This is a genomic window from Marinobacter sp., assembly GCF_048269445.1.
Taxonomy (GTDB): Bacteria; Pseudomonadota; Gammaproteobacteria; order Pseudomonadales; family Oleiphilaceae; genus Marinobacter.
Genome location: NZ_JBLXIQ010000001.1, coordinates 576,287 through 590,759, shown reverse-complemented (window position 1 = coordinate 590,759; position 14,473 = coordinate 576,287). Strand labels below are relative to the sequence as shown.

General features: G+C 60.8%; 13 protein-coding genes. 8 read left to right on the top strand and 5 right to left on the bottom strand.

Translation table 11 applies throughout. The features are described from left to right. The first annotated feature begins 3 nt into the window (after positions 1–3). The 6 genes from ACN0XM_RS02740 (at position 4) to hrpB (ending at position 6,761) form a co-directional block, all read left to right on the top strand. Complete coding sequence (locus tag ACN0XM_RS02740; protein ID WP_417565383.1) at positions 4–741, top strand: SURF1 family protein; 738 nt, start codon at positions 4–6, stop codon at positions 739–741. Then, complete coding sequence (locus ACN0XM_RS02735; protein ID WP_417565382.1) at positions 722–1,372, top strand: hypothetical protein; 651 nt, start codon at positions 722–724, stop codon at positions 1,370–1,372. Before ACN0XM_RS02740 ends, ACN0XM_RS02735 begins: the two co-directional genes overlap by 20 nt. Next, positions 1,372–2,499, top strand: a complete 1,128-nt coding sequence (locus ACN0XM_RS02730) for a COX15/CtaA family protein (protein WP_417565381.1) — start codon at positions 1,372–1,374, stop codon at positions 2,497–2,499. Before ACN0XM_RS02735 ends, ACN0XM_RS02730 begins: the two co-directional genes overlap by 1 nt. Beyond that, positions 2,496–3,416, top strand: a complete 921-nt coding sequence (gene cyoE / locus ACN0XM_RS02725; protein WP_417565380.1) for a heme o synthase — start codon at positions 2,496–2,498, stop codon at positions 3,414–3,416. The genes ACN0XM_RS02730 and cyoE overlap by 4 nt, the downstream gene beginning before the upstream one ends. Positions 3,417–3,563: 147 nt before the next feature. Next, positions 3,564–4,229, top strand: a complete 666-nt coding sequence (locus ACN0XM_RS02720) for an SCO family protein (RefSeq protein ID WP_417565379.1) — start codon at positions 3,564–3,566, stop codon at positions 4,227–4,229. Between the two features lie 48 nt (positions 4,230–4,277). Then, the gene (hrpB, locus tag ACN0XM_RS02715; RefSeq protein ID WP_417565378.1) at positions 4,278–6,761 is read left to right on the top strand and encodes an ATP-dependent helicase HrpB; all 2,484 of its coding nucleotides are present in this window, start codon (positions 4,278–4,280) and stop codon (positions 6,759–6,761) included. Here the strand turns inward: hrpB and ACN0XM_RS02710 are convergent. After that, positions 6,715–7,569 carry a translation initiation factor eIF-2B gene (locus ACN0XM_RS02710; RefSeq protein ID WP_417565377.1) on the bottom strand — a complete coding sequence of 285 codons (855 nt, stop codon included), beginning with the start codon at positions 7,567–7,569 and terminating at the stop codon, positions 6,715–6,717. The genes hrpB and ACN0XM_RS02710 overlap by 47 nt on opposite strands. Before the next feature lie 142 nt (positions 7,570–7,711). Here ACN0XM_RS02710 and ACN0XM_RS02705 point away from each other — a divergent pair, with 142 nt between their 5' ends. Both ACN0XM_RS02705 and ACN0XM_RS02700 read left to right on the top strand, forming a co-directional pair. Next, positions 7,712–8,530: an ATP-grasp domain-containing protein gene (locus ACN0XM_RS02705; RefSeq protein ID WP_417565376.1), complete on the top strand. Its 819-nt coding sequence runs from the start codon at positions 7,712–7,714 to the stop codon at positions 8,528–8,530. Positions 8,531–8,710: 180 nt separating this feature from the next. Then, the gene (locus tag ACN0XM_RS02700; protein ID WP_417565375.1) at positions 8,711–9,886 is read left to right on the top strand and encodes a type III PLP-dependent enzyme; all 1,176 of its coding nucleotides are present in this window, start codon (positions 8,711–8,713) and stop codon (positions 9,884–9,886) included. A 75-nt stretch (positions 9,887–9,961) separates the two neighbouring features. Here the strand turns inward: ACN0XM_RS02700 and ACN0XM_RS02695 are convergent, their stop codons facing one another. The 4 genes from ACN0XM_RS02695 to ACN0XM_RS02680 are packed head-to-tail and all read right to left on the bottom strand — an operon-like array spanning position 9,962 to position 14,466. Then, positions 9,962–11,170: a CynX/NimT family MFS transporter gene (locus tag ACN0XM_RS02695; protein ID WP_417565374.1), complete on the bottom strand. Its 1,209-nt coding sequence runs from the start codon at positions 11,168–11,170 to the stop codon at positions 9,962–9,964. Between the two features lie 11 nt (positions 11,171–11,181). After that, positions 11,182–11,577: an ectoine synthase gene (locus tag ACN0XM_RS02690; RefSeq protein WP_417565373.1), complete on the bottom strand. Its 396-nt coding sequence runs from the start codon at positions 11,575–11,577 to the stop codon at positions 11,182–11,184. A gap of 49 nt (positions 11,578–11,626) precedes the next feature. After that, the gene (locus tag ACN0XM_RS02685) at positions 11,627–13,057 is read right to left on the bottom strand and encodes a GTPase/DUF3482 domain-containing protein (RefSeq protein ID WP_417565372.1); all 1,431 of its coding nucleotides are present in this window, start codon (positions 13,055–13,057) and stop codon (positions 11,627–11,629) included. Continuing rightward, positions 13,054–14,466 carry a DUF2868 domain-containing protein gene (locus ACN0XM_RS02680; protein WP_417565371.1) on the bottom strand — a complete coding sequence of 471 codons (1,413 nt, stop codon included), beginning with the start codon at positions 14,464–14,466 and terminating at the stop codon, positions 13,054–13,056. The genes ACN0XM_RS02685 and ACN0XM_RS02680 overlap by 4 nt, the downstream gene beginning before the upstream one ends. Positions 14,467–14,473 lie beyond the last annotated feature (7 nt).

Here is a 14,473-nt window from a genome sequence, read left to right as displayed (position 1 = left end):
AGCATGTCTGATTCGCTGCGCCAACGCCGTCACTGGCAATTCGACTGGCGGTTGCTGGTATTCAGTGGGGTCTTCCTGCCGGTGCTGATCAGCCTGGGTATCTGGCAGCTGAACCGGGCAGCGGAGAAACAGCTGCTGCTGGATCAGTGGCAACAGGAGGCTGAAGACCTGGATTGGCCCGACATGGTGGCGCGGGATCTGAGCAATGGCCGGCCCGTGACTCTGACCGGCCTTTACGGAAGCCGGAGCTGGCTTCTGGATAACCGGACCCGGGACGGTGTGCCCGGGTATGAAGCTCTTACCGTGTTTCACCCTCTTGCAGGTCCGCCGGTCGTGGTTAATCGTGGATGGGTGCAAGCGCCCCGGACCCGGGACCAGCTTCCGGAAGTTGACCCACCGGAAGGTGTTTTCACGTTGCAGGGGCGGATCAGCGATTACCCGGTACCGCCGGTACTGGTGGACCAGCCAGCGGCAGATGGTCCCTGGCCCCGGCGGGTGCAAAGTCTTTCCGAAGGGGCGGCCCGGGCCGAAATTCCGGAACTTCCCGGCAGGATTGTCCGACTCTCTGGCGGCCAACAGCCCGGAGCCTACCGGGCCGACTGGGAGCCGGATCTGATGGGACCACAAACCCATTATGGATATGCAACACAATGGTTTGCGCTGGCCGTGGCGCTGACTATATTGACTATAGTGGCGAGTTACCGAAAGACAGGAGCCAATAATGACAATGACAATGGCTAACCGGATATCCGACCAGGAAAAGCACGAAGGACCCACTCCGGAACAGGCCCGTCGCGGCCGCCGGACCGCCTTCCTGCTGTTCGCTCTGGGCTTTGGCCCGATGATTATCGCAACCATCATGTTTTATACCGGCTGGCTGAATCCTGCCGGCCACACCAACAACGGTGTCCTGATCAAGCCGGTGGCGCCGGTGGCGGCCCTGAACCTGGAAGCATCAACCGGAGCCCCTCTGGCGGATCGTTTTGGACCGGCGGTGGCCGACCCGAACTGGATGGTGATGGTCGTTGCCGGTGAGTGCGGCAGGCAGTGTGAGGAGTTGCTCTATCTTGCCCGCCAGGTGAATATTGCCCTGGGCAAAAACGCCCACCGGGTTTCACGGGCGGCGGTACTGGGCAGCGTGCCAGCCGATCTTCAGGCCCGCTGGGCAACGGAATACAGCTCAATGGAGAGGCTTGTTCCCGCTGCCGGCACCCAGCCCGCCTGGCCGTCGGGCGTCGAGCCGGCAAAGGAGCCACGTATTCTGTTGGTGGACCCCTTTGGCAACATGATGATGCATTACGGTTCCGAGCATTCAGGCAAAGACATGCTTGAGGACCTGAAGCAACTGCTCAAACTGTCGCAGATCGGTTAATGCCCGGAACCGGAGGGTCAGCCTTGAATCAGTCACTCCTTTCACCGTCGCCTGCGGCCCGGGTTATGGCCAAATGGGCAACGTTTGCGGTTCTGTTGGCCGTTGTGGTGATCATGCTCGGTGCATGGACCCGACTGGTGCATGCAGGGCTTGGTTGTCCCGACTGGCCGGGGTGTTATGGATTTCTGAGCGTTCCCCAGAGCGAATCCAGTATTGCCATTGCCAACGCGCGTTTCCCGGAAACACCGGTGGATGTTGAAAAAGGCTGGCCGGAAATGATTCACCGTTATGCCGCCGGAACGCTTGGGCTTCTGGTGTTCGGTCTGGCGGCTTATGCGATTCGTCACCGGCGAAGTGGTGTGCCGGTGAAGCTGCCCTTGTTCATTGCCGGTTTCATCATTCTGCAGGGCGCCTTCGGCATGTGGACGGTCACCCTGAAGCTTTGGCCGCAGGTGGTGGCTTTGCACCTGCTGGGTGGCTTTACCACCCTCAGCCTGCTGACCCTGCTCACCCTCCGGCTGAGAAGGCGGGCAAAGCCCGAGCCGACTCGAGAACGACCTCTCGCCGGCGCGTTAGCGGGCTTCCGGCCCTGGCTCTATGGCGGACTTCTGCTGGTCGTCATGCAGATCGCCCTCGGTGCCTGGACAGCTGCCAATTATGCCGCCGTGGCCTGTACGGATCTGCCTACCTGCCAAGGCCAGTGGTGGCCCGAGGGAATGGATTTTCGCCATGGCTTTGATATTACCCAGCATGTCGGTCCGAACTATCTCGGCGGCCAGCTGACGGCCGACGGACGGGTGGCTATTCACGTGACCCACCGGGTAGGCGCGATGGTCGTGCTGGTCTACTTTGCCGGTTTGCTGGGCCTGATGTGGCGCAGGCGGAGGGACACCGGACTGGGTAATGCCATCCGGCTGGTGGCGGCAGTGCTGAGCGCTCAGATCCTGCTTGGGCTGGCCAATGTCCTGTTCCATATTCCCCTGCCTGTTGCCGTCGCCCATAACGCCATGGGTGCCGGACTGCTCCTGTCAGTCATCCATTTAATATGGCAGCATCAGCTGTTACCAAAAACGTGCACGGCAACAGCATCAAACACAACAACAATGAACCAGGAGGTTACGGCATGAGCGAGCAAGTCGAAGCACTGCCGGCCCAGGCAATTGCGAGCGAATCCAGAACAACCATTTCCTGGCGTGACTACCTGGAGCTGACCAAGCCCCGGGTCGTTGCGCTGATGATCCTGACGTCGGTAATCGGCATGTTGCTGGCCGCGCCGGGTGTGCCCGGCTGGGGCGTGCTGCTCTGGGGCAATCTGGGTATTGCACTGCTGGCCGGTGCCGCAGCGGTGGTCAACCATGTGGTGGACCAGAAAATCGATACCGTGATGGCCCGCACCCGCAAACGACCGGTGGCCACGGGCAAGATTTCCCCTCTCGACGCCATTCTGTTTGCAACCGTTCTCGCCTGTGTCGGCATGGCGGTTCTGATGTGGCAGGTAAACCATCTGACCGCCTGGCTGACCCTGGCGTCGTTGGTTGGCTATGCCGGTATCTATACCTTGTTCCTGAAACGGGCAACGCCCCAGAACATCACCATTGGCGGACTGGCGGGCGCCATGCCACCGCTGCTTGGCTGGACGGCGGTCACTGGTCAGGTGGAAGGCCACGCCCTGCTCCTGGTGCTGATCATCTTTGCCTGGACCCCGCCGCATTTCTGGGCCCTGGCGATTCACCGCAAGGAGGAATACGCCAAAGCCGGCATTCCCATGCTGCCGGTTACCCACGGCAACAAGTTCACCGAGCTCCACATCCTGCTTTACACCCTGATGCTGCTGGCTGTCAGCCTGCTACCATTTGTCACAGGCATGTCCGGCTGGATCTACCTGGCTGGCGCCCTGGTCCTTGGGCTGCGCTTCCTGCAGTACGCTGTCCGGCTTTTGAAAGGCGATGATCGACGGGTCGCTTTGAATACCTTCAAGTATTCCATCACTTACCTGATGGCGCTGTTTGTGGTATTGCTTGTGGACCATTTTGTGTTTTTCTGAATTCACGACTCTGCCAGAGCGGGTGGGGACGGCTTTCCGAAACCGTGCGGAGCCATGGATGGCGGAGCCGAGCGTACATGGATGTATTTACAGCGTGTTTCGGAAAGCCGTTCCCACCCGCTACTCCGTAGTTGAACTGGACGTCCCATGAACAGCTCTATTCGCCTTACCCTCTTCAGTCTCCTGTTGGTTGTGCTTCTGATCTTTGGCCTTGTTGTTGGTCGCCAGGTGCTTCTGATTGGTAGCCAGGAACCGGTGCCTGCACCGGAGCTGACAGAGTTGAATACCTATGTGTATGACCAGCCCCGGCAACTGGCCGAGTTCACATTGACGAATGAGAATGGCGAGACGGTGACCCGGGAAAGCCTGAAGGGGCGCTGGACCTTTGCCTTTGTGGGCTACACCAACTGTCCGGACATCTGCCCGGCGGCCATGGCGAACCTGCGCCATACGGAACAGCTGTTGTCAGACGAGCTGCCGCAACCTGAATACCTGCTGGTAAGTGCTGATCCCGAGCATGACACCCCTGCAAAGCTCAGGGAGTACACCGATTTCTTTGGCGAGCATTTTCATGGACTGACCGGGGATCTGGAAACGCTGCGTGCCCTGGCCAAAAGCCTGAGTGCGGTATTCGTGCACCGGGAGGTGGATGGCGAGTTGCTGGTGGACCACAGTGGCCATTTCGCGCTGCTGAATCCGGATGGCGAACTTGCCGCCGTGATGCAGCCACCGCATAATCCCGAACACCTGGCCGAGGCCTTCGAGCGGATCTACCAGTGGGCGAAGACCAATCGCGATCGGGTGAGCTCCTGACGTTGTTGAAGACGTCATCGCCGTTGTAAAACCGAAGCCCGGAACCCCATGCTCCCCATAGATGCCATTCTTCCAGAGCTGAAAAATGCCCTGGAACACACCACTGCTGCTTTGTTGCAGGCACCACCGGGTGCCGGCAAGACCACCCGTGTTCCCCTGGCCCTTCTGGACGCGCCCTGGCGACAGGATGGCAAAATTCTGATGCTGGAGCCCAGGCGCCTGGCCGCACGATCGGCCGCCCGATTTATGGCGGGACAGCTCGGTGAAAAGCCGGGTCAGACCGTCGGTTACCGGACCCGGCTGGATAGCCGCGTCTCCAGTGCAACCCGGATTGAGGTGGTCACCGAGGGCATCCTGACCCGCCTGATCCAGATCGATCCGATGCTGGAAGATTACGCGGTAGTGATTTTTGACGAGTTTCACGAGCGTTCCCTGCAGGCGGATCTTGGTTTGGCCCTGGTGCGGGAATCCCAGCAGGCGCTGCGCGAAGACTTGCGGCTGCTGGTGATGTCGGCAACTCTGGATACCGCCCCGATTGCCAGGGTGCTCGGGGATGTGCCGGTTATCACCAGCGAAGGCCGGGCCTTTCCGGTGGAGGTCGTTTACCGACCGCTGGCCCGCAATGCGCGGGTGGTGGATCAGGTGGTGGCGGTCATTCAGGAGGCACTGGTGGATCAGACCGGGTCTGTGCTGGTGTTTCTGCCGGGCGCCGGGGAGATTCGGCGTGTGGCGCAACAGCTTCGGGGGCAACTGGCGAACAATGTGCTTATCGCACCCCTCTATGGCAACCTGAAATCGGAGCAACAGGACCAGGCTATCTGCCCGGCGCCTGAAGGTCAGCGCAAGGTCGTGCTGGCCACGGCCATCGCAGAAACCAGCCTGACCATCGAAGGTATCAGAGTGGTGATCGACAGCGGCCAGCAGCGCCGTGCGGTGTTTGATCCCAACAGTGGCATGACCCGTCTGGTGACCGGCCGGGTTCCACGGGCCTCTGCGGAACAGCGAAAAGGCCGGGCGGGACGGGTCGAGTCCGGAGTCTGCTACCGGTTATGGAGCGAATCCGAACAGTTTGGCCTGGCGGAGTACACGCCGCCAGAGATTCTAGCGGCAGACCTCGCGTCCCTGGTCCTGGAACTCGCCCAGTGGGGTGCCCGTGAGGCTGCTGGCGTGGCATGGATCGATGAGCCACCAATCGCCCACTGGCAGCAGGCAGTGGCATTGTTACAGTGGTTGGATATGCTGGATGCTGACGGGGCCATTACCGATCATGGCAAGGCCGCTCGGGAACTGGGTATCCACCCTCGCCTTGCCCATATGGTGTTACGCGGAAGAGCGCTTGGTCTGGAGGTGCCTGCTGCGGAACTGGCCGCTTTGCTGGGGGAACGTGATCTGCTTGGCCCCGGCGCCGGGGCGGATATGCACGAGCGTATTCGGGTGCTCCATGGCGAGCGTCGCGATCGCTCGTTGGACCCTGCCCGCCTGCAGGCCGTGCGCCAGGCCGCTAAGCGGCTCTGTGGTACCGCTAACCCCGGTGATCGGCCGATGCCGACGGAGACCGACATCGGCCGTTTGCTGGCCCAGGCCTATCCGGATCGTGTTGCACGCCGGCGACCGGGCACGGCTCCAAGGTATCAGCTCAGCAACGGCAAAGGGGCGGTCCTGAGGGAGGACGATCCTCTCGCCAGGCACGAATGGCTGGTGGCCGCCGAGCTGGATGGCAAGGCCCGGGAAGCGACCATTTATCTGGCTGCGCCGGTGGATTTACCGGATCTGGAGCAGGATCTGGCCAGCCACGTCCGCGATACCGAGGAGGCAATGTGGGATGACGGCCGGGGCACGGTGGTGGCTCGGCGTTTCCGGAAGCTGGGTGAACTGGTGCTGGAGGAAAAACCGTTGGCGCAGGTGGACCCGATTCTGATCCAGCAGGGTCTGCTTAATGCCATCCGGAAGAAGGGTCTGGAAGGCCTGCCCTGGACCCACGACAGCCGCCAGTGGTGCGCCCGTGTCCGGTTGCTGGCCCAGACGTTCCCCGATGACGGTTGGCCGGATACCCGTGATGGGGCCTTGCTGGCAAGTCTGGAGCAGTGGCTGGGGCCGTTTATGGTCGGCATGAGCCGCTGGTCGGATTTGAGCCGGATAGATCTGCTGACAGCCCTTAACAGTGTCCTGGATTACCCGAAACAACAACGGCTCCAGGCGCTTGCTCCGATGGCCTTGACCATCCCCACGGGGCAGCGGGTCAGGCTCGATTATGTGCCGGAGAACGGACCGGTGCTGGCAGCCAAGCTTCAAGCCCTGTTCGGTTGGACTGAAACCCCGAGGGTCGCTGATGGTCGGGTCCCGGTGGTTATTCATTTGCTGTCACCGGCTCAGCGCCCGCTGGCGGTGACCGCCGATCTTGCCAGCTTCTGGAAGAACGTTTACCCCGAGGTACGCAAGGACTCACGGGGCCGTTATCCCAAACACCCCTGGCCGGAAGACCCGTTTACCGCCGAGGCCCAGCAGGGAACGAAAAAACGCCCCGCTCGCTGATTCGCAAGCTGACCAATTGTTGCGGAACCGTTTCAAAATATACGTTGCGCGGGGTTATCCAGTGCCCCTCCGGGGCCTTGAGCTCGCTGGCGGGCATTTCCTCGAGAGTGACCGAATCGTGGCTGGCGTCGCTGTTTCGAAAGCTGTCCGCCAGCACCCAGAATGGTTTGCCGGCAGCCTGTGCCGCCAGTGCAAGGGGCCCTGTGCCGGCTTTGTTCACGAAATAGCCGTCTGTCAGCCAGGTATCACACCCGGTGATGACCACATCCGCGCTGGTGACAAACACGCCCATCTGGGCATCGGTTATCAGGGTGACCGGCACCGCCAGATCATTCAGGGCACGAGCCAGGATATGGCCCTCAAACCCGGGACTGCTCTGGGTACAGATGACAGAGAAGCGTTGGCCGGCGTCAGTCAGCTCCCGAAGCAGCGCGAGCACAACCGAGCTGGCGCTGTGGGTCATTATCACGGGATTGTCAGGTAACTGGCTTCGCGCGTGGCGGGCGATCGCCATGCTGGCGTTTTCGAGTTGTCGAAGGGTGTCGAGTATTGCCTGCCGGGGACGGTCCGGGGCTTCTGCCCAGCGCTCCCGGACCATTCCAAGGGCATTGCCAATCACGATCATGCTCGGACGGGCGGCCCGAAGTTCCGATATCAGGCGAGTCAGGGTTTCGGCGCTGGGTTTGACGTCATCCAGGTAAGAAAGCAGCTGATTGAGCGTGCGACTGGCCAGCCGAGTGGCGCCAGACTGGTAATCCTCCCGCACGCCGGCAAGTAGAGCCTTCGCTTTTGTATCGAGCGCCTGCATTGGGTCTGTCCCGAGCATCATTCAGCCCAAGGGTAGCAGCGGTCAACGCATTTGTCTGATGGTCTACGGATAAAAATACCGCTTGCCAGAACTCGATCGGTGTATAAAATGCGCGCAATCCTTCCCCGAGTGTCGCTGTAACATGCACCTTGTCTCCTTCGATATTTTCCGAACCCTGGGCTTCCCCAACACCACCGTTCTCAAACCGGACCAGTTCCTGCGCCACAAGGAGCTACTGCGGGAGGCGGACTGGGTGCTGTTTCCTGAATACTGGCAACTGAATGCCCTGGTTCATGGCCTGAAATGTCGCGTTTTTCCGAGCATTGCCAGCTATCGCATCGGCCACGACAAAATTGAAATGACCCGTGCTTTTCAGGCTGTGGCGCCCGAGCACACTCCCTGGACCGTAATTGAAGCCAATGGTCCGGTGGAGCGGGAGATGATCTGGGACACCATGGCCCATCCGTTCGTTGCCAAGCTGCCAAAGGCCAGCATGGGTGAAGGCGTGTGGCTGATTGAAACCCGGGCGGACTGGCGCCGGTACTGTGAATGCACCGACGTGCTCTATGCCCAGGAATATCTGCCGCTGGACCGGGATGCCCGGGTTGTGGTGGTTGGAGGCAAAGTACTGACGGCCTACTGGCGCACCCAGGCAGATCAGGGTTTCTACAATAACGTGGCCCGGGGTGGCCGCATTGACCCCAGCCCGGTACCGAAAGTAATGACGGAGCTGGCCCTTCGACTGGCCCGGGAGCTGGAAGTGGATCACGCCGGCTTTGACATCGCTCTGGTGGCGGGCTACCCCTACGTGCTGGAATTCAACCGGCTGTTTGGCAATCAGGGGCTGGATCAGGGAACGAATATGCAGGACGCCATACTCGGCTATCTGCGCCGCCAGACGGAGCCCAGGGATCCCGATGGAACGGTGGACCCGACGCCCTTGTGGCCAGTGGCTGTCTGAGACTTCCCCGGCCAGGTTTCATGCCATAAGTGACTGGTTTATCGTAGATTACTTATGGGTAGATATGCTCATATCCGGGCCGTTAAAAAAGCCCGATGATCGCCAAATCTTACGGGTGCCGCAGCGTTGCTGTGGCACCTTTTTTTATGCCTGTTTGCCCTGTGGAGCGACACACCACCCATGACCGAAGCTGCCAACGCCAATATCGCCGACTACTACGACGCCGAGACTTTCAAACGCATCAAGGACTTTGCCGATGGCAAAGAAACCCCGTTCGTGGTGATTGATACCGCGACGGTTGATCGCCAGTACGAAGAGCTGGTCGAGGGTTTTCCTTACGCCAAGGTTTATTATGCGGTAAAGGCCAATCCGGCCCCGCAGATTCTGACCATGCTGCGTGACAAGGGCGCCTGTTTCGACATTGCGTCGGTGTATGAGCTGGACAAGGTGATGGGCCTGGGTGTGACTGGTGAGCGCATCAGCTACGGCAATACCATCAAGAAGGCGAAGGACATCCGCACCTTCTATGAGAAGGGGGTACGCATGTTTGCGACTGACTCCGAGGCGGACCTTCGCAACATTGCCAAGGCGGCCCCGGGCTCCCGGGTGTATGTGCGTATCCTCACCGAGGGCACGTTGACGGCAGACTGGCCGTTGTCGCGCAAGTTCGGCTGCCAGACCGATATGGCCATGGACCTGTTAATCCTGGCCCGTGACCTGGGCCTGGTGCCCTACGGTGTGTCTTTCCATGTCGGTTCCCAGCAGCGGGAAATTGGCGCCTGGGACGCAGCCCTGAACAAGGTGAAGGTGATATTCGAGCGTCTGAAGGAAGAAGATGGCATCGAGCTGAAGATGATCAACATGGGCGGTGGTTTTCCGGCTAACTACATCACCCGTACCAATGAGCTTAAGGTATACGCGGAGGAGATTGCCCGTTTCCTGCACGAGGATTTCGGTGCCGAGCTGCCGGAGATCATCATTGAGCCGGGTCGTTCACTGATCTCGAACGCGGGTGTGCTGGTGAGTGAGGTGGTGCTGATTTCCCGGAAATCCCGAACGGCGTTGCACCGCTGGGTGTTTACCGACGTGGGCAAGTTCGGGGGCCTGATTGAGACGCTGGACGAAGCGATCAAGTTTCCGATCTGGACGGAGAAGGTAGGTGAAGGCGAAGATTGCGTGATTGCCGGGCCAACCTGTGACAGTGCCGATATCATGTACGAGCACCACAAGTATCCGCTGCCGCTGAACCTGGCCATCGGGGACCGGATGTACTGGCTTTCTACCGGGGCTTATACGACGACTTACAGTGCCATTGAATTTAACGGGTTTCCTCCGTTGAAGGACTATTACATCTGATTGGGAGTCTGGCCTGACTTGGAGTCTGGCCCCACCCCGCGGCCGTTCCGGCCATTGGTGTGGCAGTCGCTTTTTTTAAGGATCAGTCTTCGGGCTGGTCCTTTTTCGTCTCAGGTCCAGGGTAAACGCCAGGGGGAGAACCAGCAGGCTATAGGCGATGATGGTGAGGATGGCGTGTCTGGCGTCGCCGGTCCAGTCGGCCAGGAAGCCGCCAAGCATCGGGACGGAGAAGGCCAGGGTGTAGCCGACCAGGAAGGTGCCGGCGGAGAGGCGGCCGGTTTCTTCGGAGGAGGTGACCAGAGGAGGTACAGCGACCAGCAGGATCAGCAGGATGCCGGCGCTGAGGCTCATGACAGTGGCGCTGGCGATGGACCACCATCCGGTCAGGGAGATGGCGCCAAGGGTGCCAGCGATGCTCAGAGAGGCGGTGATGATGATGGCGGAGCGGCGGCCGACCCAGACTCTGGCCATTTTCAGCATGGTCAGGGAGGCGAAGACCTGGGCGATATTGAACCAGAACAGGGCGTCGGCGAGTTTGTCGAACTGGCCTTGCTGTTCCAGCAGGTTGCCCATGTAGGCGTTGAGGCCAAAGAACATGGAGCCGGAAAGACCCAGAAGCAGACCGATTTTCAGAGTGAGCGGGTTGCTCCAGTCTGGCAGCCAGGCCACTTTGCGAAGTGGGCGGGCCCGGTCACGTTTTGGCAGAAACAGGGCAGCGGCAACCAGTAGTGCCGGCAGTGACCAGACCAGTAGGGTGGCGCGCCAGCTGTTGTCGAGTAGAGGCATGAGCACTGGAAGGGTTATGCCCGCGCCGATGAATTCGCCCATCAGCATGCCGTTCATGTAGATGGCGGAGCCCAGGGCCAGGTGGTGGGGTTCCAGCCATCTCGGCAGCAATGCGGGCAGTGCTGGTTGCATCATGGCAATGCCAAATCCCATGACGGCGCTGGTCAGCATCAGTGTGAGGGTATCGGGAGCCAGGCCTCGGCCTGCGGAACCAATCACCATGATCACCATGGCCAGAGCCAGGGTGTTCCGGGGGCCAAGTCGGGCGATAGCCAGTGAGCCGGGCATGGAGCCGACTGCCAGCATCAGAATGGGCAAGGTGGTCAGGGCGCCGGTAAGGGCCTGGGTCAGCGCCAGCTCATTGCTGATGAACGGTGCCAGAGGGGGGGCAACCAGTACCGGTATGCGCAGATAGGTGCCAGCCAGCCAAAGCAACACCGCCACCGGCAGCAGCCTGGCTGGCGGTGGCGGTGTGTTTGCGGCCTGGTGTTCAGCCACGGATCAGCGAATCAGTCGTCGCTGGTATCCGGTAGGTAGGCGCCGTCTTCGTCGTGTACTTCACTTCCGGTGACCGGCGGGTTGAAGGCACAGATCAGACGCATGTCTTCGGTGCCACCGCGGAGGGTGTGCTGATCATGCTTGTCGAGTGCGTACAGTGTGCCGTCGGAGATCTGGTGGGTCTCGCCGGTGGCCTTGTCGGTAATGGTGCCGTTGCCGGCAACGCAGTAAACCGCTTCCAGATGGTGCTTGTACCAGAGGTTGAGTTCAGCGCCTGCCGGAATAATGGTTTCGTGGAAGGAGAAACCCATGCCGTCTTTCTTCAGCAGCATCCGGCGGCTGGTCCAGCCCGGGCCGTGTACTTCACGCTCGGTACCAATGATGTCTTGCACTCGTACGATTTTCATTCGCATTCCTCATTTTTGATGGAATTGCTTTCAAGTATAAACATTCCTTTCAGGTCCGGTTCAACCTCCAATCGTCGTAGACCTTCATGGATTGCTCAACGGCCTCAGTGAATCTTTCTCGCTGGCGCTGGTCCAGGGGGCGCTGTTTACGGCATTTGTCAAAGGCCCGCTGGATGCACTGGCGGCTGCTTTTATCCAGGCTTTCGAGCCAGTGATGATCCGCAGGTTCCAGATCGAGCAGATCCCGGCCGGCGTGGTTCCGATGACTGATGTGCCACCAGTGATCAATGGCACGCCCTAATACAACATAGCCGAACTGGCTGTCCTGTACAGGTCCGAAGGTGGCTGTTTTCCACCCGTCCCGGAGCACTCCGATGTTCAGAGCCGGCAGGGCGAGCCGGTCGCCGTAAAAATAACTGCCGGCTGCGCCGATCAGGCCGCCGACCAGCGCTCCGGTTCCCAGGGAGGAGCCGAGGGTCAGGGCATCAATGCCTGCTCCACTCACCGCGCCTGCGCCAAAGCCGGCGGTGGCCAGGTAACGCTTGCTGACTGACCAGGCCTTGCGGCTGTCTTCTGAAAACAGATCGTGCTCGCTGTGCCACTCCAGTTCCGCTTCCTGACGGCGGATGTGCTGGTGCTGGTATAGGTGCTCAATTTCCACGCGCAGAGTCTGTTCCCGCTGGCGCTGATGGCGGTACCAGCGCTGGCGCAGCTGGTCGGCCAATGAGCCGTCACTGGTTTCCGCGGCCTGGCTGGCGGTCAGGGTGCGTTTCTCCCGAAACGACATCATGTCCTCGAGCGCCTTGGCTACCAGTGTGGCGGCCTGCCGACGGCGTTGCTGCCGCTGCCCGGACAGGTAGTTGGTGGCCTGTTCAAGAGGCTCTTCCCAGTCGGGCTCCAACTGGCCAAATGCTCGCAAAAGGCTCAAATGTTGGTCAAACGGGGCTCGAACTGCATCGAACCTGCGGACTACCTGAAAGAACTGGCCCAGCGCAGCCTGCCAGGTGCCACTGTAATCGTCAGGGCCTATACTGTTGATCAGAGCGAGGCTCGGGCGGCCGGTCCAGCGCAGGATGGTCATTTCCGCCTCGTGCTCGGCACTGTAGGGCACTGAGCCATCCACCACATAGATAATGCCGGCGCCCTCCAGCAATGGTGTCAGCAGCTCGCATTCATCAACGAACCGACCGTCGCCCTGATGCTGGGTCACGAAAGCTTCCACAGTGCCGGCATGGTCTGAGGCTGACACGCTATGGGCCTCGAGCCATTCCAGTACCCGCCTGGGGCGCTGGAATCCGGGTGTGTCCACCAGCGTGTAAAGGGTTTGTCCGTCCACCTTCAATGGGTAGGCCTGGCGCTTTCTGGTGGTGCCGGGCTCCAGGGCGATGGCGATGGCGTCGTTCTGGGAAAGGGTGGCCACCACGCTGGATTTTCCCTTGTTCGGGTGCCCGACCACGGCGAAGGTGGGTGCCTGCGTCATGATGGTTCCCCGCTGGCGGTGTGAAGGGCCGGCGATGGAAGTGGGGGCAGTGACACCCGCACGAATTCGTTGCCGACACGCTCAGCGAACCGAAGCCAGGGCTGGATCTGATGAGTATCCGGCTCGCGATTGATGTCAGCGGCCAGGGGCAGGAGTGCTACCCGGGTGCCTCTGGGCCAGAGACCACGAGCCGATTCGAGGAAGTCCTGAAGCTCGCCGGTTGGTGGTTCCCAGCAGCGGGTCAGCAGAATCACGTTGTTACCCCCGGTTTTCAGGTGATCAGCTATCTGGTTCAGAGCCTGCTCATCTTCTGTGAGACTGGCTCGGCCACCGGCTGGCACTATCAGCTGCTTGCCGCAGCGCAGGGTCTCGGGCAGTTCCGGTTCTCCGGCGCCAGCCCAGCACAGCAGGGTATCGCTGTCTGGCAGCGGCAGCAGGTTGTCGCGAATCCTGGTATCCGGCAGGTCGTCGGCATCGTTGTGCTCATTGCCGGTGTCCAGGGCCGGTGTTTCCATGCGATACAATAGCGCATGCATTGCCGGATGGCTGGACGTTAGCCGGCGTGCCCGGTTCCGTATCAGCACCGATGTCAGAAGCCACAGAAGAAGCCTCGGCAGCAGCACCCAGGTCGCCCACAGCATGGTGAAAAATGGCCACCATTGGCCCCAGAGGGCAGGATCCAGGCTGGCATTTTCGGCATCGGCCCGGAAAAAACGGGTGGCTTCGATCAGGGCCAGATCCGGCGCTGCCGACGGCCATAGCCAGGCCCAGGGGGCGGCTATGAGCTGTACCAGCTGGTGGTAGTTTGCGGCAGGTGTCTCCAGTGTGGTGCTCCAGCCGAAGGCCAGATCCTGAACCACCACCATGACCAGCAGCGTGACCAGGCCTGAGACCGCAAAGCAAAGGCCGCCGAGATGGGCTGCCCTGGCCATCAGCAAAGGATGCAGCCGGTTGATCGTTCCTTTCCTTGCCTCGCCGGCCTGGAAACGCCGTATAAGCCAGCGCCAGGGTTGCCAGCCGACTATTGACTGCACGCTGGTGAACAGGGCCAGCAGCAACTGGAGCAACACGAAGGCCAGCAAGACGGTGATATTGATACGCTGGCCACCGTCGTAAAACAGCAGCCCGGCCATGGTTAGCACACCGACGACAAGGCCGGCCGCTGCGAAGCCGGTGTTGACCCGGCGCCAGAAAGCCAGCGTCTGGTCTGCTGCCGACGGGGTTGTGCCGGGGCCACTCAGGCGGTCCAGGTGAGCCAGCCAGCGCGCCGCATCCGGGGCAACGCCCTGCTCTTGGCAGACCAGCGCAAACTTGCGGTCACGGCGGTGGAGGAAGGCCGGCGGCTGTGATTTGTCCCGTTGCGCCTGGGCATCAAAACCCAGAAGCAGTCGGAGGGGGCGATCGGTCATTCAGTGT

What these genes read in the sequence shown, in the direction of transcription:
- ACN0XM_RS02740 (WP_417565383.1), top strand. Translation starts at nt 4, where the DNA reads ATGTCTGATTCGCTGCGCCAACGCCGTCACTGGCAATTCGACTGGCGG.
- ACN0XM_RS02735 (WP_417565382.1), top strand. Translation starts at nt 722, where the DNA reads ATGACAATGACAATGGCTAACCGGATATCCGACCAGGAAAAGCACGAA.
- ACN0XM_RS02730 (WP_417565381.1), top strand. Translation starts at nt 1,372, where the DNA reads ATGCCCGGAACCGGAGGGTCAGCCTTGAATCAGTCACTCCTTTCACCG.
- cyoE (WP_417565380.1), top strand. Translation starts at nt 2,496, where the DNA reads ATGAGCGAGCAAGTCGAAGCACTGCCGGCCCAGGCAATTGCGAGCGAA.
- ACN0XM_RS02720 (WP_417565379.1), top strand. Translation starts at nt 3,564, where the DNA reads ATGAACAGCTCTATTCGCCTTACCCTCTTCAGTCTCCTGTTGGTTGTG.
- hrpB (WP_417565378.1), top strand. Translation starts at nt 4,278, where the DNA reads ATGCTCCCCATAGATGCCATTCTTCCAGAGCTGAAAAATGCCCTGGAA.
- ACN0XM_RS02710 (WP_417565377.1), bottom strand. Translation starts at nt 7,569, where the DNA reads ATGCAGGCGCTCGATACAAAAGCGAAGGCTCTACTTGCCGGCGTGCGG.
- ACN0XM_RS02705 (WP_417565376.1), top strand. Translation starts at nt 7,712, where the DNA reads ATGCACCTTGTCTCCTTCGATATTTTCCGAACCCTGGGCTTCCCCAAC.
- ACN0XM_RS02700 (WP_417565375.1), top strand. Translation starts at nt 8,711, where the DNA reads ATGACCGAAGCTGCCAACGCCAATATCGCCGACTACTACGACGCCGAG.
- ACN0XM_RS02690 (WP_417565373.1), bottom strand. Translation starts at nt 11,577, where the DNA reads ATGAAAATCGTACGAGTGCAAGACATCATTGGTACCGAGCGTGAAGTA.
- ACN0XM_RS02685 (WP_417565372.1), bottom strand. Translation starts at nt 13,057, where the DNA reads ATGACGCAGGCACCCACCTTCGCCGTGGTCGGGCACCCGAACAAGGGA.
- ACN0XM_RS02680 (WP_417565371.1), bottom strand. Translation starts at nt 14,466, where the DNA reads ATGACCGATCGCCCCCTCCGACTGCTTCTGGGTTTTGATGCCCAGGCG.